At 70.3% G+C, this 23,230-nt stretch carries 15 protein-coding genes and 4 pseudogenes; 10 read left to right on the top strand and 9 right to left on the bottom strand.

Going from position 1 to position 23,230, the window contains the following annotated elements; genetic code table 11:
• Positions 1-32 precede the first annotated feature (32 nt).
• From CXR04_RS00085 to CXR04_RS35415, 7 genes and pseudogenes are all read left to right on the top strand, one after another.
• Positions 33-1,271: an MFS transporter gene (locus CXR04_RS00085; RefSeq protein WP_101419862.1), complete on the top strand. Its 1,239-nt coding sequence runs from the start codon at positions 33-35 to the stop codon at positions 1,269-1,271.
• 1,228 nt (positions 1,272-2,499) lie between these two features.
• Complete coding sequence (locus CXR04_RS00080) at positions 2,500-5,859, top strand: ALF repeat-containing protein (protein WP_234379952.1); 3,360 nt, start codon at positions 2,500-2,502, stop codon at positions 5,857-5,859.
• Between the two features lie 35 nt (positions 5,860-5,894).
• Entirely contained in the window at positions 5,895-6,275 is a 381-nt protein-coding gene (locus tag CXR04_RS00075) for a hypothetical protein (protein WP_159072225.1), read from the top strand.
• A gap of 55 nt (positions 6,276-6,330) precedes the next feature.
• Positions 6,331-6,801: a hypothetical protein gene (locus CXR04_RS00070; RefSeq protein ID WP_234379951.1), complete on the top strand. Its 471-nt coding sequence runs from the start codon at positions 6,331-6,333 to the stop codon at positions 6,799-6,801.
• A gap of 73 nt (positions 6,802-6,874) precedes the next feature.
• The gene (locus tag CXR04_RS00065; RefSeq protein ID WP_101419860.1) at positions 6,875-9,094 is read left to right on the top strand and encodes a S1 family peptidase; all 2,220 of its coding nucleotides are present in this window, start codon (positions 6,875-6,877) and stop codon (positions 9,092-9,094) included.
• Positions 9,095-9,297: 203 nt separating this feature from the next.
• Positions 9,298-10,224: pseudogene (locus CXR04_RS00060) on the top strand (transposase).
• A gap of 256 nt (positions 10,225-10,480) precedes the next feature.
• Positions 10,481-10,606, top strand: a complete 126-nt coding sequence (locus CXR04_RS35415) for a transposase (RefSeq protein WP_234379950.1) — start codon at positions 10,481-10,483, stop codon at positions 10,604-10,606.
• A 183-nt stretch (positions 10,607-10,789) separates the two neighbouring features.
• Here CXR04_RS35415 and CXR04_RS35410 read toward each other — a convergent pair whose 3' ends face one another.
• The gene (locus CXR04_RS35410) at positions 10,790-11,191 is read right to left on the bottom strand and encodes a DUF6193 family natural product biosynthesis protein (protein ID WP_234379949.1); all 402 of its coding nucleotides are present in this window, start codon (positions 11,189-11,191) and stop codon (positions 10,790-10,792) included.
• Between the two features lie 78 nt (positions 11,192-11,269).
• On the opposite strand from CXR04_RS35410, the gene CXR04_RS36755 reads away from it, so the two are divergent.
• On the top strand, positions 11,270-11,809 hold the full coding sequence (locus CXR04_RS36755; protein ID WP_442802341.1) for a transposase: 540 nt from the start codon (positions 11,270-11,272) through the stop codon (positions 11,807-11,809).
• Here the strand turns inward: CXR04_RS36755 and CXR04_RS35035 are convergent.
• Positions 11,723-12,031 carry a hypothetical protein gene (locus tag CXR04_RS35035; RefSeq protein ID WP_199850693.1) on the bottom strand — a complete coding sequence of 103 codons (309 nt, stop codon included), beginning with the start codon at positions 12,029-12,031 and terminating at the stop codon, positions 11,723-11,725. The genes CXR04_RS36755 and CXR04_RS35035 overlap by 87 nt on opposite strands.
• Before the next feature lie 13 nt (positions 12,032-12,044).
• A pseudogene (locus CXR04_RS35400) lies at positions 12,045-12,269 on the bottom strand (transposase); the annotation flags it as partial.
• 72 nt (positions 12,270-12,341) lie between these two features.
• Between CXR04_RS35400 and CXR04_RS00040 the strand changes: the two are divergent.
• Together CXR04_RS00040 and CXR04_RS00035 are read left to right on the top strand one after the other, a co-directional pair.
• Positions 12,342-13,501: pseudogene (locus CXR04_RS00040) on the top strand (IS3 family transposase).
• On the top strand, positions 13,425-14,123 hold the full coding sequence (locus tag CXR04_RS00035; protein WP_234380660.1) for a transposase: 699 nt from the start codon (positions 13,425-13,427) through the stop codon (positions 14,121-14,123). Before CXR04_RS00040 ends, CXR04_RS00035 begins: the two are co-directional and overlap by 77 nt.
• Positions 14,124-14,127: 4 nt before the next feature.
• On the opposite strand, the gene CXR04_RS34660 is transcribed toward CXR04_RS00035, so the two are convergent.
• From CXR04_RS34660 to CXR04_RS00005, 6 genes and pseudogenes are all read right to left on the bottom strand, one after another.
• Entirely contained in the window at positions 14,128-14,625 is a 498-nt protein-coding gene (locus tag CXR04_RS34660) for a hypothetical protein (protein ID WP_442802340.1), read from the bottom strand.
• Between the two features lie 220 nt (positions 14,626-14,845).
• Positions 14,846-15,814 carry an ATP-binding protein gene (locus CXR04_RS00025; protein ID WP_442802437.1) on the bottom strand — a complete coding sequence of 323 codons (969 nt, stop codon included), beginning with the start codon at positions 15,812-15,814 and terminating at the stop codon, positions 14,846-14,848.
• 68 nt (positions 15,815-15,882) lie between these two features.
• Complete coding sequence (locus CXR04_RS00020; protein WP_101419858.1) at positions 15,883-17,988, bottom strand: Mu transposase C-terminal domain-containing protein; 2,106 nt, start codon at positions 17,986-17,988, stop codon at positions 15,883-15,885.
• Positions 17,985-18,795, bottom strand: a pseudogene (locus CXR04_RS36750) (TnsA-like heteromeric transposase endonuclease subunit). Before CXR04_RS36750 ends, CXR04_RS00020 begins: the two are co-directional and overlap by 4 nt.
• 108 nt (positions 18,796-18,903) lie before the next feature.
• Complete coding sequence (locus tag CXR04_RS36575) at positions 18,904-19,356, bottom strand: hypothetical protein (protein ID WP_324843334.1); 453 nt, start codon at positions 19,354-19,356, stop codon at positions 18,904-18,906.
• A gap of 1,039 nt (positions 19,357-20,395) precedes the next feature.
• On the bottom strand, positions 20,396-22,873 hold the full coding sequence (locus CXR04_RS00005) for a DEAD/DEAH box helicase (protein ID WP_101419857.1): 2,478 nt from the start codon (positions 22,871-22,873) through the stop codon (positions 20,396-20,398).
• Positions 22,874-23,230 lie beyond the last annotated feature (357 nt).

Here is a 23,230-nt window from a genome sequence, read left to right as displayed (position 1 = left end):
TGAGCACGACCGCGCCGGTGAAGCGCTCACCTATGCGGAGCGGGCAATTCCGCAGGGTCATCGTCGCTGAGTTCGTCTCCTCCATCGGCACTCAGATGACGACACTGGCGTTGCCGTGGTTCGTCCTGATGACCACCGGCTCGCCGGCGCGGATGGGGCTGGTGTTCGTCGTCCAGATCCTGCCGGTGCCCTTGCTGAGCATGCCTGCCGGCCTGCTCGTGGCCCGGTGGGGTGCCCGCCGGGTGTCCATCGTGGGCGACGCCGTCGGCGCGGTTCTGATCGCGACGGTGCCCACGCTGTACCTGGCGGGGGCGCTGCCATTCTGGGCGTTGCTGGTCATCGTGGCCCTCCTCGGCTGCATCGCGTCGGCCTACCTGCCCTCGCAGCGGATGCTGCTGGTCGAGACCCTCGGGTCGGACGAGCGGATCGTCACCGCGGCCAACGCCCTGTTCGAGACCGCGACCTCGACGGCGCGGCTGGTCGGCCCGGCGGCCGCCGGATTCCTGATCGCCGGGTTCGGCCCGCTTCACGTGCTGTGGGTCGACGCCGCCACGTTCGCGCTGTCGGCGGTGCTGCTGCTCGGGCTGCCGCACCGCAAGCGGACGCCGGAGCCGATATCGGCGAGCAAGATGGCGGAGGGCCTGTCCTTCGTGCTCCGGGACCCGGTGCTGAAACGGATGTCGCTCGCCGCCTTCGGGTACGGCCTGCTCATGCCAGTCGTGCTGCTCGCACTGCCGGTGATGGCCAAGACCCGCTACGACTCCGATCCGCATGTGGTCGGCTGGCTGATGGCCGCGTGGGGCGGCGGAACCGCCGTGGGCACCGTCGTCGTCGCCAGGCTGGCCGGCCGGATCCCACCGGTGCACTTCGCGGCATGCGGCGGTGTGGGCGCCGCCGTCATGCTGTGGCTGCTGCCGTGGGACCAGCCGGCCGTCACCGCGGCCCTCACCATCGGGGCCTGCTGCATGTTCCTGCCCGGAGTGACCGCGCCCGCCGTCGCGCTGCTGACGCTGCGACCGCCGGCTGACCTGCGCCCGCACGTCATTCCGCTGTTCGGCGCCGCCGTCTTCGTGGCCAGCCCTCTCGCGTACGGGACGGCGGGCGTGCTGTTCGAGCACCTCGCGGTGGCCGCCGTACTCGCGGCGGTCGCCGCGGGGGCGACCCTGTGCGCGCTGGTACTGCTGAGCCTGGTCCGCCACCCGGCGGCCGGCCCGCGCGGGGCGTCCCGCCGGGGAGCGGAGGACGGTGCAGCGAACGGAACCACGCGGTGATATGAGGCAACGCGGCGACGTGTTCGCCGAAAAGGCGGGAGGTGCCGTTCATACCCTGGGCGACCATCGGGGGTTCCGTTGCAAGCCGTGCCGGCACTGGCGCTCGTAGCGTGCCCGGGGGCAGTGCCGGCGCTGTGGCCGGGGCAACCTCCCGCTGCGCGATGGTCGCTGTCGTGGCTGCCACCCGTACCGCATCCTCGACGAGGCCCGACCCGCCACGGCTGCACAGCCGCTGATCGACCTGCCGATCGGCGTGGGTGGCCCGGCGCGGCCGTTCCCGGTCGACGCACCACCAGTAGACGACGACCACGAGGCGCCCGCGTGGCATACGGGCCGTGGGCAAGAGCCGCTGTTGACGCTGCGGCGCGACTGGTCACCCGTGCTCGCCCGGCTGCGTCGCCGGCCTTCCGGTGAGCTGCCGCTGACCGAGGCGGCCCGACGGCTGGTGGAGGAGTCCGCCCGACTTCGACGGAACGGGTAGTCGCCGGACTACCGCAAGAACATCCGCACGCTCACCACCCTCGTGTACCGGCTCGGCGCCGAGGCCGCCATCTTCGAGGGCGACGTCCACGACATGGCCCGGCTCGATCCGAACTTCGGGGCCGGGCCCGTCTGCCAGTGAACGGCGCCGGGATCACCAGCACCGGACTCCTGCTCGTCTCGTGGAAGAACGCCCCGCTTCGCCGCCGACTCGGCCTTGCCCGCCGCCAGCTTCTCCCGGCTCGCAGGGGCCTGGCTATCGCTCGACGGCGGCTCGTCATCGCTGAACCAGTCCTTGACGGTATCTACCACGCCACCCGCCACGGGCGAGGACCCGCCGGAAAGCCGGCTGCGGCAATGCGGTGCCCAGACGCGGCGTAGGCCCGGCTGGGGCGTGGCGGTGCGTCAACCGGGCGGTGGCGTGGAAAGTACGTCGGGTGCGGGCCCCACTGCTCGCCGAGTGCCTCGGCAACTCGGGTTCCCCGCTGCTGGCCAGGCGTACACGTACACATCGGCCGCCGCAGCAGGAACCCGGTCAAGACGGGTAGGAACACGTCGTACTGCGGGGGGCACCCGGATACGCGAACAGGTCTCCGCGTCTGCGGTCTGCCACCTCGAGTCTTTGGCATGTACAGTCCATCTTGCTCCCCACAGGATGCGGCGCGGCAGTCAACCGCGTTGGCCCGCCCTGTGGTTGGGACACCGCATCCTTTTTCCCCTTGGATCGCTTACGGGAAGGATGCCTGCCATGTCTCACTCGTTATGGAACAGACGCCGCGTCCTCGCCACGATCGCCGGCGCAGCCGCAGCCCCTGCTCTGCCCTCCATCGTCACCTGGTCCGCCACGCCGGCCCACGCCGTCGGCACCCGCAGTACGGACACCGGCTTGCCGGACACGGAACGGGGGCAAGCCGTCTGGGCCTACAAGACCGGCGGCCGCCGGGTTCAGGAAGCCGCGGCCGCTGCCCTGACGGGGAGCCCGGCTGCGATCTCCGTATTCCTCACCACCGAACTGCCCGTGCTGCAGGCGGAGGACAACCGCTTCGCCATCGTCGCCGCTCTCCCCTACGCCGACCGGGCCGTGCAAGGTTCGGCGGACACGGCCCTGTCCGGCGGGGACGACGCGGTCACCGCCTATCTGGCGGGGGGCTTCCAGCCCTCCCTGATGGAGGATCTGCGGGTCGCGGTCACCGTCATCATGAACAACTCCGACACCACGGTCCGGCAGAAGGCGTCGGAGGCTCTGGACGCGGGTAGCGAGACCGCCCTGCGCGCCTTCCTGGACGACATCCAGTACACGGCCAGGAACGAGGACGAGCGGGTGGAGGTCGTCTACCTGCTCGCGACAGCCACGCCGTGGGTGAGGGAGTACGCACAGCGAGCCCTGGACGACGGATCACCCGAGGCCATTCACCGGTTCCTCGTCTCCGGCCAGTACATCGCCCGCGCCCGGGACGAAGAGGCCGCGAAGATCGAGCAGTTGGTCGAGATCGTGGAGCGCGAAGGCGAGAAGGCCAAGCTCAGTACGGAGCAGGCCGTCGCCGCCTCCGAGAAGGCGAAGGAGGCCGCCGAGAAGGCCAAGGCCGCCGCTCTGGAGGCTGCCGAGGAAGCAGCGGCCGCCCAGGGGGACGTGCGCAGGTCGGCGCGGGCCGCGAACAACGCCGCGAGTGCCGCCCGCGGAGCCGCGAGTGCCGCCCGTACGGCTATCGCCGCGTCCCGGCAGGCACAGAACGCATCCCAGCGTGCCGCCCGGGCGGCACAGGCAGCCGCTGCCGCCGCCGCGGCGGCCGGTCGGGCCGCCTCGCGTGCCTACCGGTCCGCCATCGCCGCATCCAAGGACGCCTCCCAGGCGTCGGCCGCCCGTGCCGCCGCCGAGGGTGCCCGTGACGCCGCGCGCCGCGCCCGCACCGCTGCTGCGGCCGCCGATCAGGCTGCCATCGCCTCGTCCAAGGCATCGTCCGCCGGCTCCGCCGCCGCGAGCGCGGCCCAGAACGCCGCGGCGGCGGCCGGTGCCGCCGCGGCCGCCGCCACGTCCGCCGGTGCCGCCCAGGCGCAGGCAGCCGAGGCCCGCCGGGCCGCCGCCGAGGCCAATGCCGCCGCCGCCAGGGCCACCCGGGCCGCGACTACCTCTCAGGCGCTGTCGAACAGGGCGGCGGCCGCGGCACGCGTCGCACGCGACGCCGCCAACAGCGCGGCGAACCACGCCGACAAGGCGGCGGCCGCCGCCGAGGAAGCGGCGGAGCACGCCGGGGAGGCGATCGAGTACGCCAAGCGGTCCACCGAGTACGCGACGGCGGCGGTGCTGGCGGCCAACACCGCCTCCGACGCGGTCAAGGAGGCCGCGGAGGTGGAACAGGCGGCACGGGATGCCGACATGGCCAAGCTGGCCGAGGACACCCAGATCGGCGTCGAGGAGGCCCGGGTGCTCGCGCAGGAGGAGGCGGAGGACACCCGCCTGCTTCAGCAGGACCTCGACCAGTCGGGCCAGACGTCCCAGGCGATCAAGGACCTGATCGCCGCTGCCGAGGCGGCGTACCAGTCCGGTGACACCGCCACAGCGGTCACCGAGGGCCGCAGGGCCGCCGTCAGGCTCCTGGACGCGACCGGCTCCTGGACCAGGGAGGCGGCCGAGTTCGCGCTGTCCGGCAGCGAGGACGACGTCCTCAACTGGATCGACGTGGACCGTCCGCTCGCCCAACGCCAGGACGACCAGGAGAACACCCTCACGCTGGCGAAGTCCGCCGTCTCCGATGTGGTGGCGGCGGCTGTCTCGGCGCTGGCGAGCACCGACCCGGACGCGCCGGCCGCGTTTCTGACGCACGGGGCCATCGAGGCCGCGGCCGAGGAGTACCGCATACAGATCGTGCGGATCCTGGGCGCCGACACGGGGCGGGCCGTGCAGGCGAAGGCCCAGGCGGCACTGGATGCCGGGACGGCTGAGGCGATGCACCGCTTCCTGACCTACGAGTGGGCGGAGGCGGTCAAGGAGGACGACCGGGTCGAGGTGGCCACTCTCCTCGACTCCGGCGGCCCGTACATGAAGGCCGCGTGTCAGATCGTGCTGGAGGGCTCGGCCCGGATGCGGCGCGCCTTCGTGCTGAAGGACAAGTTCAACATCGCCCGGATCGACGAGGACCACGCGGCCCATGTGGCGGCCATGCGGGCCGCCATCGCCCACGCGGCCAGGATCGCCGCCCAGGCGCAGGAGGACGCCGCGGTGGCCTCCAAGGCCGCGGCCGAGGCCCGGCAGGCCGCCGAGGAGGCCGCCGAGTGGGCGTCGAAGGCACAGGGCTGGGCGAAGGCCGCCGCGGACTCGGCCGCCGAGGCGAAGCAGAACGCGGATGACGCCGACGCCTCGGCCGCCGCCGCCAAGCAGTCGGCGCAGTCCGCGAAGGCGGCGGCGGCCACCGCGCGGGGTGCGGCCCGTACGGCCAACTACTCGGCCAAGCGGGCGGCCCTGTCCGCCGGGCAGGCGGTGGCGTCCGCGCTGCAGGCGCAGTCCTCCGCCACCGCCGCCAGGGCCTCCGCCATCCAGGCCGGGAAGGACGCACGGGCCGCCGCCGTGGCCGCCACCGAGGCGCACCAGATCGCCGCGGAGAAGCTGAAAGCCGAACTCAAACGGCAGGCGGAAGAAGAGCTGGAGCGGCAACGGGAGGCGGAGCAGTACCACATCCATCCCGCCGACAACGAGGAGAACGACGACGACGGCGACACAAAGTGGCTCGGTCTGTGGCCGGAAGACATATACGACCCAAAGGACTGGGCGGAGGCTCTGGGCCACTGGAGCACGTATGCCGGAGGTCTCGCCGTCATTTCCGGGCTCGTCGCCCTGTTCCCGCCGGCCGCACCGATCGCCGCCCCACTCGCGGTGAGCCTCGGACTCTTCTCCTGGGCCATGCAGGGCGGCAGCGCCATCATCAGCGGATTCGCCTACGGCTGGGGAAGCAGCGAATTCTGGAAGGCGCTCGGAGCCGCCGCGCTACCGCCCGTGCTCTCCAAGATTGGCCGGGCTGTCCGGCACATCGGACTGGTCAAGGAGGCCGGGAAGAAGGTGGTCGACATCGGAAGCGACGCCTATACCACGGTGATCGGCTGGGTCACCTGGTAACCGACTCCACGGAATCGACCGGAAACATGCCGAGTGTGACTCTGACGCCTGCACAGTGGTGGATTCCCGCCAGCGCTGCCGGACTTGCCTTGTCAATGGCGTTGCAGTTCTTCGCGACCACGCCGCGGCAGCGGTTCCTCATCGGCGCGACTCCGCTGCTGGGGTTCGCTTCCATCGCGCTGTCCGCCGTGGTGCGTGGAGACCCGGTTGAGACGGCGCTGAAGCTCTTCACCGCGGGGGCGCTGGGAGCGGCCGTGGCACGGGTGGTTTTCACGCCGTATGTCAGGCGTCAGGTCGCACGAAGGCGGTCGGGACTGCCGTTCGAGCAGCTCTCCGGCCCGAAAGCGGCGTTCTTCCTGGTAGTTCTGACAGCCGCCACGCTCGGCGTGGCGGCCACCCTGTCAGTACTCGAATAACACCGGTGGCGTACCGGAGAAACGAGAATCCATGAGGTTGATCAGGCGTGCACTGATGACGGGCATGGTCGCGGCTCTCGCGGCGGTGGCCTACGCTGTTGCGGCACCTGCCGGACAGCAGAATGTGTCTCCCGCACCCGCGGCGGTGGGTGATCCGGGGTACGCGGTGGAGGATTTCTCCTATCCGAACGCGGACCAGATCCTGACGGAGCGCGGGATCCTGCTGAAGCGCGGTAACGGGCACATTGTGCTGTCCCCCACGTGCGCCGACGGCCTGCTGCGCGTATGGGCCCGCGGCAAGCCGGAGTTCTGCTTCAAGGTAACCGGCGACAGCGGTTATCTCTCGCTCGAACTTCCTGCGGTCTACACGATCAGGGGCATCGACTACGACACCACGATCACCATGACCGTCGATGACGAGACCAAGACCTACGACATCCCCCGCAACCAGTGGGAGGCGGTCGGGGAGGGTGCCGATCCGGAACGGCGCGATCACACGCTGGTGGAGATCAGGACCAGTAAGTGACGGCGTTCTCCACGTGTTTCGACTGCCGGCGCAGTCAGTACCGGATCCCCTGAACCCGATCGAGGAAGAGGCCATGAAAAAACCACGTACGGCCCGAAGCGTGTGGGCCGCCCTCACCGCGGTCGCCACAGCGGCTCCGCTCGCACTGGCCGCGACACCGGCCGCGGCCGTGGTCGGCACCCCGCAGGGCGACAACACCTACGGTTTCACCAGCAGGCTCATCATCGGAGACTTCCATCGCGGGTGCTCCGCCACCTTGGTCGACCAGGAGTGGCTGCTCACCGCGGCCAGTTGCTTCGCCGATGACCCGGCCACGGACATCGCCGTCGCACCGGGCAAGCCGAAGGTCAAGACCGTGGCCACCATCGGCCGCACCAACGTGTCCGATACGTCCGCCGGCCAGGTCCGCGACGTTGTCGAGCTGGTGCCCTATGCCGGCCGCGATGTGGTGCTGGCCCGGCTGGCCCGACCAGTGTTCGGCGTACCTCCGGTGGCCGTCAGCGCCACCGCACCCTCCGCGGGTGAGGAGCTCCGGGTGGCCGGCTACGGCCGCACCGCAGCGGACTGGGCCCCGGACAAGCTGCACACGGGCGCCTTCACCGTTGACACCATCGGCACCGCCGATCTCACCATCTCCGGCCAGGACGGCGCCGCTGTCTGCGGCGGCGACACCGGCGGTCCCGCCGTCCGCGTGGTGAACGGCACCGCCGAGCTCGTCGCGCTGAGCTCCCGCTCGTACCAGGTCGGCTGCTTCGGCATCGAAACCGCTGACGGCACCCCGAACAGTGCCGTCAGCGCCCGCGTCGACGATCTGCGCTCCTGGATCGACGGCACTGTCGGGCGCCCGCGGTACACCGACTTCAACTGCGACGGCGCCGAGGACGTCGCGATCGCCGACCCCAACGTCACGGTGGGGGGCGCCGCCAACGCCGGCCTCGTGCGCATCGTCTTCGGCGGCGGCAAGGGCACCGCCGAGATCACGCAGAACCTTGCCGGCGTCCCGGGCGGAGCCGAGCCGAACGACCAGTTCGGCCGCGCACTGGCCACCTACGACCAGAACGAGGACGGCTGCACCGACCTCGTCGTCGGTATTCCGTACGAGGACCTCGGCGGCGCCGCGGACGCCGGCATGGCCAGTCTCCTCTACGGCGCCCCGGGCGGCCTGACCACCGGACAGACCTCGGTCAACTATGAACAAGGCTCTGGCTCCGGCGACATCGCCGCCTCTGTGTCCGAGGCCGGTGACCGCATGGGCGCCGCGCTGGCCGCCGGGCACACCACCACGGGCGAGCCCTACCTGGTCATCGGGGATCCCGGTGAGGACGTCGGCTCCGGGAGCACGGCCGCCGTCGACGCCGGCGGGGCCTACTATCTGCGCGGCACCGTCAACGAAGGGTTTGTCCAGGGTGCGGACGGGGTGTCCGGGGGGCCGGAGAGCGGCGATGACTTCGGCGCCACCCTCGCGGCCACGCCGCAGCACATCGCCATCGGCGTACCCGGTGAGGGCCTTGGCAGCAACGCCGACGCGGGCGGGGTGCAGATCCTTGAGCACACGCTGTCCACAGCCGGCATCCCCAGACCGATCGGAGTGGTGAACCAGGACCAGGACGACGTCACCGGCGCCGGCGAGGCCGGCGACCGGTTCTCCGACGGCCTGGCCGGCGTCCCCTACCGACCGGCCGGCTCCGCCGCGGCCACCGACTCGATTTTCTTCGTGGGTGCCCCGGGTGAGGACGTCACAGTCGACGGCACCGCCCGCGCCGACGCCGGCGGTGTCTTCAACATCCAGGTGACCGGGGCCGGCGTCATCAGCCAGCACAGCACGATCTGGCAGGGCAACGCGGGCGTCTCCGGCGGGCCGGAGAACGGGGACCGCTTCGGCGCGACGTTCGCCGCGGCGAACACCAGGCCGAAGGAACTGAGCTCCGCCGACAACCTCGCGCTGGCCGTCGGCGCTCCCGGAGAAGACCTCGATGGGGTCGCGAACGCCGGCGCCGTCCAGACCTTCGCCCCCCTGTGGTCGCCGGGCGACTCCGACCGCTGGATCCAGGCGGGCTCCGCCGGGCTGCCCGGCAGCCTGGGCGCCAACCAGCAGGTGGGCAGCAACATCCAGGGCACCGGCCGGAACCTGTACGTCGGCATGCCCTACGGCCCCTCCCCTTACGGCGCCATGCACGCGCTGCCGTGGCCGAACGTACGCGGCTGGCCCGACACCTCCTCGGTGACCAGCCACGAACCCGGCAAGAACGGCCTGCCGGCCGTGGGCACGCGGTTCGGCTGGGCCATGCAGTGACCCGCCGAGCGCCCCGTACCGGCTAACCTCGCGCTTTCACGAGGCGGGCTGTCCGGCTGGTGACCGCGAAAGCAGAAAGTGCCTCTGACCAGCGATAATGAGGATTGCTGAGATCCTTGTTCCCGCGACCGTCGGAGGCACTTTCCAGGTGAAGAGGGTATCGGGTCCTACCCGCGTGTCCGCGTCGAGGCGGCGGTCGCGGAGTGGTTTCGCAGGCCGGTGCGGTGCCGCTGGTCGAGACGGTCCGCAAGACCGGCCTGGATGCGGCGATATCGGCGGCACTCGCCCCGTGGCGCAAGCAGCGGCCGTCCACGACGCGGGCAAGGTCCTCCTCGACGTTGCCCGCGGTCGCGCTGAGCGGGGACTGCCTGGCCGATGTGGGCATGCTGCGGGCGGAGCCCGCTGTGTTCGGGCCGGTGGCCTCCGACCCGACGGTCTCCCGACTCCTGCTCGCCCGGGGCGGGAAGCGGGCTCTGACTGCACTGCGCACGGCCCGCGCCGGAGTACGCGAACACGTCTGGAAGTTGGCCGACCAGGCGGCGCCGCGGGCGGGCAGGTGATCGTGGACATCGACGGCGTCCTCGTCATCGCGCACTCCGCGAAGCAGGACGGCGCCGCGATCTGGAAGAAGACGTTCGCACCACCCGCTGAGGGGGTTCGTCGACCACGGCCGGGGCGGGTCCGGCGAGTTGGTCGTCGGGTTGCTGCGGCCCGGCAACGCGGGCTCCAACACCGCCGCGGACCACATCGAAGCCACCAGGCTGGCCCTGGCCCAGATGCCGAAACGACTGCGGCCCGGACGTCAGACGCTGATCCGCACCGACTCCGGCGGCGGCACCCACGAGTTCGTCGCCTGGCTCGCCCAGCGCGGGAGGTGGCTGTCGTACTCGGTCGGGATGACCATCACCGACGCCATCCACCAGGCCGTCCTGAAGGTCCCGGCCTCGGCCCGGACGCCGGCCGCCGAACCCGACGGCCGGCGTCCGCGATGGCGCCTGGGTCGCCGAGATCGACGCCGGCAGCGATTGCCTGACGGGCTGGCCGAAGGGACTGCGGCTGATCGTGCGCAAGGAACGGCCGTACCCCGGCGCCCAGTTGCGCTTCACCGACGCCGACGGCAGGGCGGTTGACCTCCTTCGCCAACCAACACAGCCAGCGAGGCGATCGCCACCCTCGAACTGCGCCACCGGCAGAGGGCCCGGGCCGAGGACCGCATATCCGCGCCGCCCGCGCCACCGGCCTGCGCAACTTCCCCCTCCACGACGCCGCGCAGCACCAGATCTGGCTGGAGATCGCGCAGATCGCCCTGGACCTGCTGGCCTGGATGCCCCTGCTCGTCTCGCCGGCACCGCTCGGCTCTGGGAGCCCTGCCGCCTGCGGCTTCGGTTGTTCTCCACCGCCACCCAGCTCGTCACCACCGGCCGCCGCCGCTACCTCCGCCTCGCCAAGCACTGGCCCGACGTGATCACCGACGCTCTGGACCGGCTCCACGCCCTCCCGAACCCAGGCTGACCAGCATCTTCCCATCCCTGCGAGCAGCACGAGCCCACCGGAGCCGTGGAACCCGGCGCACACCCGACGCGACAGCCGGGCTCTCAACCTGCTCAGACTCCGAAATCCCCACCGACACTCACCCCAAAGGGCCCGTCAGCAAGCTGACGGACCCTCACGAATGATCGAGGCTAAGCTTGTCTTTTAACCTTCGCCCGTCTGGTGCCTATTTGTTGTGGCTTCGTGAGCCGCGAGTTCTTCCGGGGTGCCCAGGAAGGCAGGACCGCAGCACGCCGGAAGACGCTGGACCACCGTGGCGATGGCCTCTTGTGCTGTAGCTGCCGGGCCAACCGTCTGGCTTCGAAGAGGGCCGGAGACCCGGTAGGCGCCCTCAGCGGCGGGCTGAATGTAGGGGATGTCCCAGGTCCACCGCGGCTCGGTGCAACGGCTGAAGTGAAGTTCTCCCATCCCGGTCCAGGGGAACAGTTGCCGCAGGCAGGGCTCGGCGTAGGCCACGTCCAACAGTTCTACCCGTACTCGCCCGTCGTCTCTTACTGCCTGCCAGCCTGCTTCAACGACGGAATCGCGTGCTGCATCCCTGTTCACCTCACCATCGTGCACGAGGCGCGGCCGAACCGAGGCCCCTTGATTGACCTAATAGTCCCTCGAACTTGTTCACCCGGGATGGGAACGGCCAGACGCGAGAGCGGCCCTCGCCCGATCCTTTGCTCCGTCACAGAGTCAGGGGACAGCACGAAGGCGGTGGTCGTGAGTCTGATGCATCAGGGTGTCCTGCGGAATGCAATCGCGGACGTGTCATGCTTCCGGACGGAGTTGTACGCGTGTCTGACCACTCGGCGCGGCGCGCTGCTGTGCACGGACGGGCCGGGGCGGACGCTGGTCGACCTGGCGCTCGCGCCGGAACAGCGCCGCGGGCACGGGGCTCTCTACGGCGGCCTGAATCAGGGACGGATTGATGTGGCCCGGCTGCGTCGCGCGCTGGCCTCGGTTCCGTTGCCGAGGGCGACGGACGGTCGGATGCTGGGCACCAGCTCAATGGCTCCAACCACGGCTGCACAGGGGAAACCGCATCGATCACGATCACCAGTCGGGATCGGCGGACCGACAGTCTCCGTCTCAGAAACGAACGGTCCATTCGCGCACTGGGATGGGAAGCCGTCGGCGGCGGCGCCAGCGGACGACGGCCTGCGTCACGCAGTCTGAGCCGACGACGTGCATCCGAGTCGCGCCGCCCGGGTTGAGGATCGGCACGGTGAGTTCCAGCAGAACGCTGTCAGTCCAGCCGCTACCGTTCTCGGAGCACGAGAACACCACCCTGATCGGGAAGAGCGGCTCTTCGCTGATGTTGGTGAGCCGCCAGAAGTCCTCTCCGTCGACCCTGCGCAGTTCCCAGCTACTACCCCTGGCTACCTGTAACGATGTCATGCTCCGGCAGCCTAGCTCGCGGAGCAGGGAGGGGTCCCCGAGAGGTCCGGCCCTGGTTGAGGCCGTCGTACATCGCGCCATGTCCACGGCGGTGTTCGGGCAGGAGCGTCAGCTCGACCGCCGAGTGCACCGCACCTGGCGCACACAGCACCGCGTCCGCGAGCTCGAACAGCTCATCGCCACGTCTGGTCAGACACGCGTACAACTCGTTCGGGTCTGATGCAGATTCGGGTGACAGGTTGACCTGCCCTACCTCTCAGGTTCCAGTTCTGGTGGCTAACTGACAGCCCTTCACGGAAGGCTGGCAGTCATGCCTCGTCCCTATCCTCCGGAGTTCCGGGCGCGTGCCATCGCGCTGGTCCGCGCCGGCAAGCAGGCCAGACAAACGGCGGTGGAGCTCGGCATCCATCCCGTCACGTTGTCGAAGTGGTTGCGGCAAGACGACATCGACAACGGGCGGCGGCCGGGAACGCCGTCGAGCGAGTCTGCTGAGTTGCGAGCCGCTCGCCGGCGGATCCATGAGCTGGAAACCGAGCTGGCGATCGTCCGGCAGACGGCGAAGTTCCTTGGCGAGGACAAGCCGGCCCCAAAAGGCTCTACCCGGTGATCGACCGACTCGTCGATGCCGGGGCACCGGTCAACAGGTGCTGCCGGATCCTTGGTGTCGCCCGGCAGAACTACTACAAGCACAAGCGCACACCGACCACTCCACGGCAGCTACGGCGGGACTGGCTGACCGGGCTGATCCGAGAGGTTCACGTCGCTTCCCGCGGCACCTACGGCTACCGCCGCATCCACGCCGAGCTCACCCTGGGCATGGGCCTTCGGGTCTGCACCAGGACCGTGTCGGTGCTGATGACACAGGCCGGGATCCACGGCCTGCCCGGACCGGTGCGCGTCAAGCGGCTGCGTGGCATCGTCACCGCTGAGGACCTCGTCAATCGCAAGTTCCATCGGTTGCGTCCCGACGAGCTGTGGGTCACCGACATCACGCAGCATCGCACGAGGGAAGGGTGGGTCTACTGCGCGGCGGTCCTGGATGCGTTCAGCCGCAGGATCGTGGGCTGGTCCATCGACTCACGGCAGGACTCCACCCTCGTGGTCAACGCGCTGGACATGGCCATCCGCAACCGCCGCCCCGAGCCGGGCGGGATCGTTCACGCCGATCACGGCACCCAGTTCACCTCCTGGGTCTTCGGGGAACGGATCCGCTCCGCCGGCCTCCTGCCGTCGTTCGGCACCGTCGGGGACGGCCTGGACAACGCGATGATGGAATCGTTCTGGTCCTCGATGCAGATCGAGCTGCTCAACCGCAAGCGCTGGAAGACCCGGGTTGAACTGGCCAACGCGATCTTCGAGTTCATCGAGATCTTCTACAACCGCCAGAGACGACATTCAGCACTGGGCTACCGCACCCCCGTCGAGTACGAACTACTCTCCCCACAAGACACCATCCACGCCGCCAGTTAGCCACCGCAGCTGGAACCCAAACCGTGGGGCAGGTCAAGATGTCACCCGATCGTGCATCAGACCCGAGTTCCACGACCGGCTGTGCAGCCGGGTTCGCGAAAGCCAGGGGCGGGAGAGGGAACCAACGGCCGCGATCGTCGACTCGCAGTCGGTCAAGGCAGCCGCATCCGTCCCGGCACGGTCACGGGGCTTCGACGGGGCCAAGAACATCAACGGCCGCAAGCGGCACCTGATCGTGGACTGCCTTGGTCTGCTGCTGATGGTGCTGGTCACCCCGGCCGACGTCACTGACCGGGACGCCGCCTGCGGCATGCTGCCCCGCCTGCTGGCCCGTCACCGCAAGATCCGGCTCGTGTGGGCCGACGGCGGCTACACAGGCCGCCTCGTTGACTGGGCCAGGAACAAACTCCGCCTCACCCTGGAGATCGTCAAACGCAGCGACAATACCCGTGGCTTCGTCGTACTGCCCCGACGCTGGTGCGTCGAGCGCACCCTGGCCTGGCTGATGCGCTCCCGCCGCCTGACCCGCGACTACGAGACCCGCCCCGCCACCAGCGAAGCCGTGGTGCACTGGTCGATGGCCATACTCATGGGACGCCGCCTCGCCCGCCGCCGCACCTGATCACTCACTGCGCCGGACATCGCAGGATGAACAGACCCGGCCGGTCCTCCGCCAGCCAGCCCCGCGCGACCAGCCGCTTCGCCTTCACCCGCACACCCTCGACCTTCGCCGGCACCAACTCCAGACCCAATCGGGCAGCCAGGCCCCTCGCCCGCAGTCCCTGGCCGCCACTGTCGGCCTCCAGCACCGCCAGCAACCTGCGGTACTCAGGAGCAAGCACCTGGGCCGTGACACCCTCGCGCCACACGGGGACCACCGAACCGGCCGCGGGCTCCCTCACCTCGACCGGAACCGGCGCCGGCCCGACCGGCTCTGGCAGCACAGCACCCGCAGCCAGGACCTCGGCCAGCTCCGCAAGCGCGACGACCCGCCGGCCCAGCACGGCTTCCGCCTCTACCAGCTCAACCCGAACCCGGTCCGCCTCGGCACGCAGTTCCTCCACCCGCACCCGGGCAGCCGACTCCCGAGCCTCCAACATCCCCATCACCGACGGCACCCGCATACCTCCCCGACGACACAACACGACGTGTCGTCCCTGCCGCAGAACCACCGACATCATGCCTGAACAGCGAAAACACAGCGATCACATTCGGAAAGACAACGGCTTCTTATGTGTTCTGTGTTGAGTGGGGCTGGGTCTGTTGTAGTTGGTTCTAGCGTGTAAAAGCCCCGATTGGTGTTTGTGCTGGTCAGGGCTGTTCTGCCTGCTCAGTGGGCGTGGGCTATCGGCTTCGGCGGGGGCGGTGGTGGGTTTCGGCGAGGTGGTCGAGGCGGATGGTGTCGAGGGTGGTTTTGGTGATGCGTTCGGTGCCGTCGTGGATGGCGGTGATCGCGGCTTGGCGGATGAGGCGGGTGAGGGATCCGATGCGGCCGGCGGTGCGCTGGTGGAGGTAGGGGGTGTGGCGGGGGAGGGTGCCGGGTTTGTGCTGCTGGAGGTCGAGATGGTTTTCGATGTCGGTGATGACGTCGCGGAACGGGTGGCGGGTGCCGTGGCGGGCGGGTAGGGGGCCGCAGTCGACGAGGGTGGCGCGTCCGGCGAGTTGGGCGCCCCGCGTCCCGGTGAACAGGGGTGTGTCGGTGACGTTGATGCCGGCGTAGACGAACGTGGCGGGAAGGCGTTCGCTGAGGTCCTTGATGAGGTCGGCGGTTTGGGCGCCGGTGGTGGTGCGGGGGTTGAGGCGGTGGATCTCGTCGATGAGGACGAGTTGGACGCCGGCCTGGGTGTAGGTGTGGCAGACGGCTTCGGTGATCTGGGTCTGGGTCATGCGCGCGGTTGTGGGGATACCGAGGTAGCGGGCGAACTCGGTGATGAGGGTCTTCGCGGTCGCGCCGGGCGGGACCAGAACATACGCGACCGGTACCGCGGCATGCGCTGATCCCGGTGGCGGCGGGTTCTTGCGGGTGTGGGCGAGGTGGCAGATACGCCCGACGTTCAGGAGGGCGGTGGTTTTTCCTGCTGCGGCGCGTCCGGTGACGATGAGGGAGGGCCGGGCGGTGGTCTGCTGGTGGCGTCCGAGGATCATTAGGGTGCGGACCTGAGTGGCCAGGGCGTGGATGGCGGGGGTGCGGATGGTGACGAAGCTGGAGTGGTAGGCCAGGCGTTCCTCCGCACTACGGGGCGGGTCGCCGGGCCGGGGCGGGACGACGGGGTCGGTGGTCGCGAAGCGGTGCCAGCCCTGCCAGGTGGTCAGCGGCCAGGACGGCTCGGCTCCGCCGACGCCGCCGGCTGGTGTGCTGCTCGCGCTTGTCTGGCTGGGGTTCACCATGTGGCGGCTTCCTCGTGCGCGTTGTAGAGCCCGAATCCGGTGGCCGGGGCGGGGCTGACGTCGTCGTCGGGCAGGTCGTCGATGCTGTCGTCGTTGCCTTCGTCGCCTTGCTGCGCCGGGCTGCCAGCGGGTGCTTCGGTGCCGTGGTCCCCATCGCGGGCTTCGGGGAGCGGGAGGCGAGCGGTGCGGGCCATGAGTGCCTGCTCCGCTGTGGTGGCGTGGCCGCTGTGGACGCGGCGCATGAGCTGGTCGAGGGCATCGGCGAGGCCGGCTTCGTACTGCTCGGCATCACCGTGGTTGCCGTCAACGGCCTGGGCGCGGATGTGCTGCCAGGTGCGTTCGTCGAAGGGCCGGTGGACGTGGTCGCGGTGGATCCACGGAATCTCGGTGAGTTCACCGTCGGGAAGCCGGACCCAGACCTGGCGCACGTCGTGCGGGTTGTAGTGGATCTCCCATTTCCCGCCGCGGCCGGCGACGGGGGAGGCCTGGCCGCGGTGCGGGGCGAGGAGATCCGCGTCGTAGGTGCGGTGGTGGATGGTGATGCCGGCGGGGGTGATGGCCTGCCAGCGCACGGGCAGCAGTTCGAGGTAGTCGCGCCCGGTCAACGGGACGGGTACGTATCCGGCGACGGCGACGAGCGCGGCCCACATCTCGTTCGGCGTGAGTGCCTTCCTGGGCATCATCGGGTGGCGCAGCCCTTCGTGGGGCCGGTGGTGGTAGTGCACCAGCCACTCATCGAGGAGGTCCTGGAGCTGGGCGACGCTGTAGCAGGCGTCTTTCTCGGTGTCGGGGCCGCGGCGGGTGACGTCGGATCCGGTGTAGCCGGGCAGGTGCTGGCAGAACAGGGCGTTGATGGAGCCGAAGGTGCGCTCGACGATGCCCTTCGCGGTGGGGGCGCGGGGCGGGGCGGGCTGGACGCTGATGCCGAGGCTCTCGCAGGCGGCGGTGAACGCCCGGGAGACGAAGATTTTGCCCCGGTCGACGACGATCATCTCGGGCAACACGACCGGCCGGGCCGCCGCACCGGCCAGACGCTCGTCCACAGTGGCCAGACGCTCGTGGGGAAGTGTGCGGGCGTGGTCCATGCGCAGGATGTCCGGCCAGGTCGGGCGGGCGGGGTGGGGGACGGCCATCTCCGCGAGCAGCAGGGCCGCATCCACGGCTTTGGTCGCGCTGGGGCACAGCACGGCGGCGAGGATGGCGCGGGTGGCGACGTCGACGGCGATAGTCAGCTCGGGCCGGGCCAGGCGCCCGTCGTCGAAGAGGGCCAGGACATCCAGGCGGGTGGTGTCGATCTGGACCTGCTCGCCCGGCCGCAGCGCCATGGCGGGGGTGAAAGCCCGCCCCTCGACACTCGCGGGCACCTGCCGCACCGGACCACTGGGCAGTTCACCGGGGCGGGCGAGGGAGGTGACGAGCCGGTACAGCGTGGCCTGGGACGGCACGGGCACCGCACCGGGGCCGTGCCGGTCCTTGAGGATCTGGTTGATCAGAGGGAACAGGCCGTTGATGGTGCCCGTGGAACGCCCGCGCCGGCGGCGCAGCGCCTCACGGACGGCGTCGACGACCCGTTCGTCGGAACGTCCGGTGGGGCTGGAGGCGCGGGTGGTCCGGTGGTCCAAGAGCCCCCACAGTCCCTGCTTGCGGTAGGCCAGGCGCATGCGCTGCACCGTCGTACGCGACACCCGCCCGAACCCCAGGACGGTCAGCTCCTCGGCCTTGGCCTGCTCCCGCTCGGCCAGCGTGTGCTGCTCGGGGTCGTACTGCGGCCGCACCACTCCACCGCTGCCGGGCCCGTCGGCAAGGCCGCATTCGACTTCCCGTACATGCCGCTGCCAGGCCAGGGCCTTCTCGCGCGCCGCGGCGGGCGCGGTCTCGAACAGCCCCCACTGCGGGGCCGCCTGCGGCACGTCGGCCCCGATGATGCTGAAGCCGGGATCGGCGAACAGGTACCCGGCGAGCACCGCCTCACCGCCGCCGTCCGGGCCGACGAGGTGAACGGTCTGCCCGGACAGGGCGGCCACCTGCCACTTCACACCGCGGAACCGGACCTGCGCCCCGACCTTCACCGCCGGCCGCGCGTTGCGCCGCGCGCTCACCCGGCACCTCCCGTCTCGTCCGGACCGTTCCAGTCCCTGGGGCCGACGAGGGCGCACTCGTGCAGCGGCGCCTCCAGGTTGGTCGTGAGCTCTCCGTGCCACAGGGCGTGGAAGACGGCGGGAAGAACCTCGATCGGGTCACCGACAGCTTCGGCTCCCTCGATCAGCGGCCGCGGCCGCGCGAACGCCTCCAGAACCGCGGGCGTCAGGCCCAGGCGCCCGGCGTTGCGGGGATGGCGGTAGCCGGCCAGCCACTTCAGATTGGCGGCCGGTACATCGTCGAGCGGCGCAAGGCGCCGGTAGGTCCAGCCGATCTCCTCACACGCCTCGCCCATCGCTTCGGCAGCCTTCAAAGCACGGTCGCCGCCGGCTTCCGGGTGGCTGGGGCAGTCGGCCAGCAGAACCTGTGCCGTCGAGGTACCGGGCGAACAGCTGCGGCACCCAGGAGCGCACCCGTCCCCGTTCGTCGCGCCAGATCACTCGTACCGGCCGCCCCGCGAGCCCGGTCACGTGCGGGTCGCGGTCCAGGACCATCAGCTGGGTGCGCATCGCGTTCGATCCCGCGGCCACGTGCCGGCCGGTGGTTGCTGACCACCACACGCCCGGTCCCCAGCGCCGTCCCGGGATCACCGGGAAGGCCGACACCGGCGGCAACTCCTCGAACGCCACGGTCATGGCGGCATCCGCCCACCGCTGCTGGACCGACTGTCCCACCGGGTCGAGGAAAACCGCCTCGAACCCGCTCCCTCGACCTACGGCCGCTCGCCCTGCCCAGCCCCCGGACCGGGCCGCTCCTGTGCTGCTCACCAGCGTCAGTCAAGCTGCTCCCGTAGGCAGCCACCGCTGTTTTCAGTATTTCTGCCACAAGCGAGTGCTCTATCAGCTAACCGCCGATGCACTCGCCCCTGGTCGTTCTCAGGCGCCGTCTTCCTGCCCGCCCGCCGTCAGCATCGTCCTGAGCACCTCGACGGGAATGTCCGCCCACCGGGCCACCTCCTCCAGCGGCACTCCGCCGTTCACCGCTGCCACCGCGGTCCGCTTCCAGGCCGCCTCGATCAGACCGGCACTGTGACCGAGGCTGCGCAGCAGTTGCCGGGCAACCTCGGCGGTAGGCCCAGTCTGCACGCCGCGCAGTTGGAGCAGCTGTTCCTCGGCACTGTCGATGAGGCTGCCGATCCGTGCCCGCTGCTCGGGCGGTATCACCGCCCTCCACATCGTCCCCGAGCCCGGCGCCCGTTTCTCCTTGCCGAGCACCCGCAACTGCCCAGCCATCGTCACCGGCTGATGCTCCTGGCGCACCCACCACGGGTCGTCCGCGTACCCGGGCGGGCCGTCGGCTGTGCGGCGCTGGCGGATGATGCTGCCCATCCAGGCGATCAGCGGACCGCCGTGATCCGTCGCCGCCAGCGGCCCCAGCCACGTGCGCCCGGCCCTCTCCCCGAGCCGCCGGCAGAACATTCCCGTCAGCGGGCAGCGCCCGCGGCCGCCCCGCACCACTGTCCACCCACACCAGCTCCGCCATGGTCCGGTCGAGCAGCGCGTCGGCGACCGCCACCACCTCCGGGAAGACAACCGCGTCCCGCCCCACGATCCGCCACCGCTCCAGATCACCACCGGCGTCACCGCCCGCGACCTGATGCAGCCGCCGCGGCCAGATCGTCTCCCGCTCCCAGTGCAAGGCCTGGTCCCACCACCGGGCCACCACTGCATGCGCCAAAGCGAACACCCGCTCCGGCTCTGCTCCCGCCCGCACGGCCCGCCGCACCACACCCGCCCACCGCCGCTGCGCCGCGACCACTTCCGGCAGGTGCCGCACGTCCAGATGCTCCAGGGCCTGGTCAGCGTCCGCGTCCAGCAGCCACCGCCCGTGCCGGGCACACACCCGCTGCCAGCGCGGCAGATACCGCACCGCCCGCACCGGCTGCCCGGTCCGCCGCGCGGTGCACGACCGGCAGGTGAACGCCGCTTCTCCCGCCACCGCTCTCGCCGCCCGCCACCGCGCCTGCGCCACGGCTGCCTCCCGGCCGCTGCTGATCTTGGGATCATCCACGGTGAACGCGGGCAGAGCGCGGGCCAGCACCTGCGGTTCCACCCCGCACAGCTCGGCGAGCACACCCCGCCCGGCTTCGTTGAGCACGACCTCCGCATCGGCCCGCACGCCGCCGCCGTCGTCGTGCCGGGCGGGGGAGTTGGCGAACGTCCACAGCCGCAGCACATTGGCAGCCGCCAGACCGTAGCGGTCGGCGGCCCGGTTGATCAGTGACGCGGTCAGCTCCCCAGCCAGCGGCACGGTCCGTAACGCCCCTGCTGCCACAGCTCTCCCCGACTCCCCTCCCTGTTTCCGGTCCAGCGCTCTGACCGGCTACAACTCGAAGCGGCCTTCGCGGTGGGCGAACCTCACCTTCGTCTACGTCCACCGGAGTCCGAGTTCGTTCAGCGCTTCGGCGCGCTCCGGCGTCAGCGTCCCGCGGCGGCTCTTGACGTTGGTGAGCCATACCCCCAGCCGGACGCTTGCCTCTTCTCCGGTCACCGGATCGACCACGACCTCGGTGTGTTTGCGGCTCACGGCGTCGAGGGTGCCTTCGCGTTCGCGGTACTGCCGCGCGGCGGCCAGGCCGCGTTCGAAGGCCGCAGCGCGAGCGCCGCCCGGGGGAGGGGCTGTACGCCCGTCTGCGGGCCTCACGGCGGCCGCGACACCCAACTCCGCGAGCCGGTGCTGTTGCTCGGCGTTGAGGGCGTCCCAGCCCTCCTGCTGGCGCTTCAGCCACCGCCCGACGTCCTCGCCCCCGACCCGTACGCCCGGCGCCAGCTCTTCGAGGGAAGCCCCGTCGTCCAGGCAGGTCTTGACCTTGACGTAGTTGCGCTGCCAGTCGACGGTCCACCCGAGTTCGCGGGGGTTCCACTCGGGGTCGATCGCGGCCAGGTCCGCGGCCCGCTGCGCCGCCTTGATCGGGTCCTTCCCGAGCCCGCCCGGGCGGCGCAGGTTGGTGAGCCACTGCCCGACCGGCTTCCCTGCCGCCGCGGCGCCTTGGGGAGCGCACAGCGTGCCGTGTTCGGCGTAGTACTCCCGCGCGGCGGCGAGGTTCTCCTCCCACGCCAGGTCGGGCGCCGACCACACCATGCCGATCTCATCGAGGCGCCGGCGGCGGTCCCCGCCTTCGCCGTCGTCCATCCGCCCGGCCGCGTACTCCGTGCGTTGGTCCGAGATCCAGCGCCCCACCGGATGCTGCGTACGCGGGTCGCGGTACGTCAGCGGCACCCTCAGGTGCCCGAACTCGCCGAGGAAGCGGACCGCGGCGGCGTACCCATTCGCCCAGGAGGCGCGCACGGGGTTGATCACCTGCATGTCCACGAACCGCCGGATCGCCTCCGGACTCCGCCGGCTGGAGAACCGAAGCAGCAACCGCTGCTCCTCTTCACCCTCCGCGGGCGCCGTCCCGATCGACGTGGACGGCTCCACCGGCGACGTGTGATCCTGCGGCACCGCCAGCATCTCGACCATCTTGGAATCGTGCGCCCGCAGAGCGGACATCACTTTCACAAGCGGCCCAAAGCTCCCCGAGGAATACATGTCCTCGGGTTCCTCGTCCCTTTCCAAGAACACCGGGACGATGATGGTCGCAATCTTCCCCTGACGAGGTTTCTGCCGCAGCGCCCGGCCGATCGCCTGGACAATGTCCACGACCGAACCCTTCGGATCAATAATGGCAATACTGTCGACCGCCGGAACGTCCACGCCTTCCGACAGGACACGGCAATTCGAAAGAAAGGCGCGGCTTACTGGACGCCCCTGTGAGTTTACTCCTTCACCGAACTGCCGGAGTACGGAGCGGCGGTTTTCGGGCTCGTGTTCCCCGCACAGCCAGTCCGCCCAGACAAGCCTGCGGTCCGGGTGCCGCTCGGGAACCTTGGCGTGCAGCTTGGCCGCCACCGCGGGCAGGCCGGCCGCGAACGCCTCCGCCTCCATAGTGCGATGATGAAACGTGATCATGGTCCGCAGACCGTGCTCGGCGGCCGCCTCCAGCACCGCCGTCTGTAGCGCAGCCATCCGCTTCCCACGGACCATCTCGGTACGTTTTTCCTCCCCGAGAAGCTGCCCCTCATCCAATTCCGGATCACGCAGCTCGACCACCGCGATCTGGAACTGCGCAAGCAATTCACGGCGGACCGCCTCGGCCAATGGGAGCTCATACACGGTCGGGCCGAAGATGCTCTCATCCGTCATGGACGCGGCCATCTCCTCCGGCAGCGCCTCCCGCAGCCCCTCGCGGACCTCCGTCGGCGGCCGTGCCTCCCAGATCCGCGGCGTAGCCGTCAGGTACAGCCGGCGGTCCGCCGGAAGCAGCGCCTGGTTGTGGACGTCGGCCCATGCCTTGCCCATGGATCCGGAGGTGCGGTGGGCTTCGTCGACGACGACCAGGTCCCAGCGATCGAGCTGCTGGCCGTAGGTGCCTTCGTGGGCCTCGATGAGGACGGGGAGGCTGGAGTAGGTCCCGAAGACGGTCACGTGGCTCTTCCCGGCCAGCCAGAGGGCCAACTGGGGCGGGCTGGTGGTCACCTGCACGCCGGCGTTCCACAGCACGGGGTCGTCGGTGAGCGAGCACACTGCCACCGCCATGCCGTCCCGCCCTTCGGCCTGCCAGGCCGCCACGGTCTGCGACAGCAGATCCAGTGTGGGCACGAGGACCAGGACGCGGCCGTACGGAGCGATGCGCATCGCGGCATGCGCCGCCGTGATCGTCTTACCGGTGCCGCACGCGGACACTACCGTCGCCCGCAGCCCGTCCGGCGGGAAGGACTTCCCGGGCTTCGGCTCTAACGCCCTTACCGCGGCGTCCGTTGCTTCCACTTGATGCGGGCGGAGAGTGCTCGGTCCCGTGTGCATCAATTCCTCCCTTGAGGCGAGAGCGTATGCTGCTGGAGCTGCTGAATTCGGGTCTATGAAGGCGATGTTGGAGCCTCGCGCCCGGCGGTTCGATCAGCCGCTGACAGGGCTCCGGAGGTAGTGCTTATCTCGGGATTCTACATGAAGCATCTGAACGATGCACCACGCTGGGCTCCCTTCCCTCGATCGGGTGGGAGTGGTACGCGCGTCGCGCGCGGCTCATTGAGCGGCTGGCGCACAACCGATTGGGTCCTGGGCCTCCCCGGGGCCAGTCAAGGCATCCGCACGGGGTGCGGCGAGACTCTGCGGCTCCACCCTCCGCCGTTCCTGATGTACCGTCAACTAAGGGGTGTAGGC

The organism is Streptomyces sp. CMB-StM0423, from assembly GCF_002847285.1.
Taxonomy (GTDB): domain Bacteria; phylum Actinomycetota; class Actinomycetes; order Streptomycetales; family Streptomycetaceae; genus Streptomyces.
This window is presented reverse-complemented; position numbering and strand designations above follow the sequence as displayed.

Excerpts from the sequence above, each read along its gene's own strand:
- CXR04_RS00065 (WP_101419860.1), top strand. The coding sequence starts at position 6,875 with ATGAAAAAACCACGTACGGCCCGAAGCGTGTGGGCCGCCCTCACCGCG.
- CXR04_RS00005 (WP_101419857.1), bottom strand. The coding sequence starts at position 22,873 with ATGCACACGGGACCGAGCACTCTCCGCCCGCATCAAGTGGAAGCAACG.
- CXR04_RS00070 (WP_234379951.1), top strand. The coding sequence starts at position 6,331 with ATGACGGGCATGGTCGCGGCTCTCGCGGCGGTGGCCTACGCTGTTGCG.
- CXR04_RS36575 (WP_324843334.1), bottom strand. The coding sequence starts at position 19,356 with ATGGGCAGCATCATCCGCCAGCGCCGCACAGCCGACGGCCCGCCCGGG.
- CXR04_RS35035 (WP_199850693.1), bottom strand. The coding sequence starts at position 12,031 with ATGACATCGTTACAGGTAGCCAGGGGTAGTAGCTGGGAACTGCGCAGG.
- CXR04_RS00080 (WP_234379952.1), top strand. The coding sequence starts at position 2,500 with ATGTCTCACTCGTTATGGAACAGACGCCGCGTCCTCGCCACGATCGCC.
- CXR04_RS36755 (WP_442802341.1), top strand. The coding sequence starts at position 11,270 with ATGGGAACGGCCAGACGCGAGAGCGGCCCTCGCCCGATCCTTTGCTCC.
- CXR04_RS00085 (WP_101419862.1), top strand. The coding sequence starts at position 33 with ATGCGGAGCGGGCAATTCCGCAGGGTCATCGTCGCTGAGTTCGTCTCC.
- CXR04_RS34660 (WP_442802340.1), bottom strand. The coding sequence starts at position 14,625 with ATGCGGGTGCCGTCGGTGATGGGGATGTTGGAGGCTCGGGAGTCGGCT.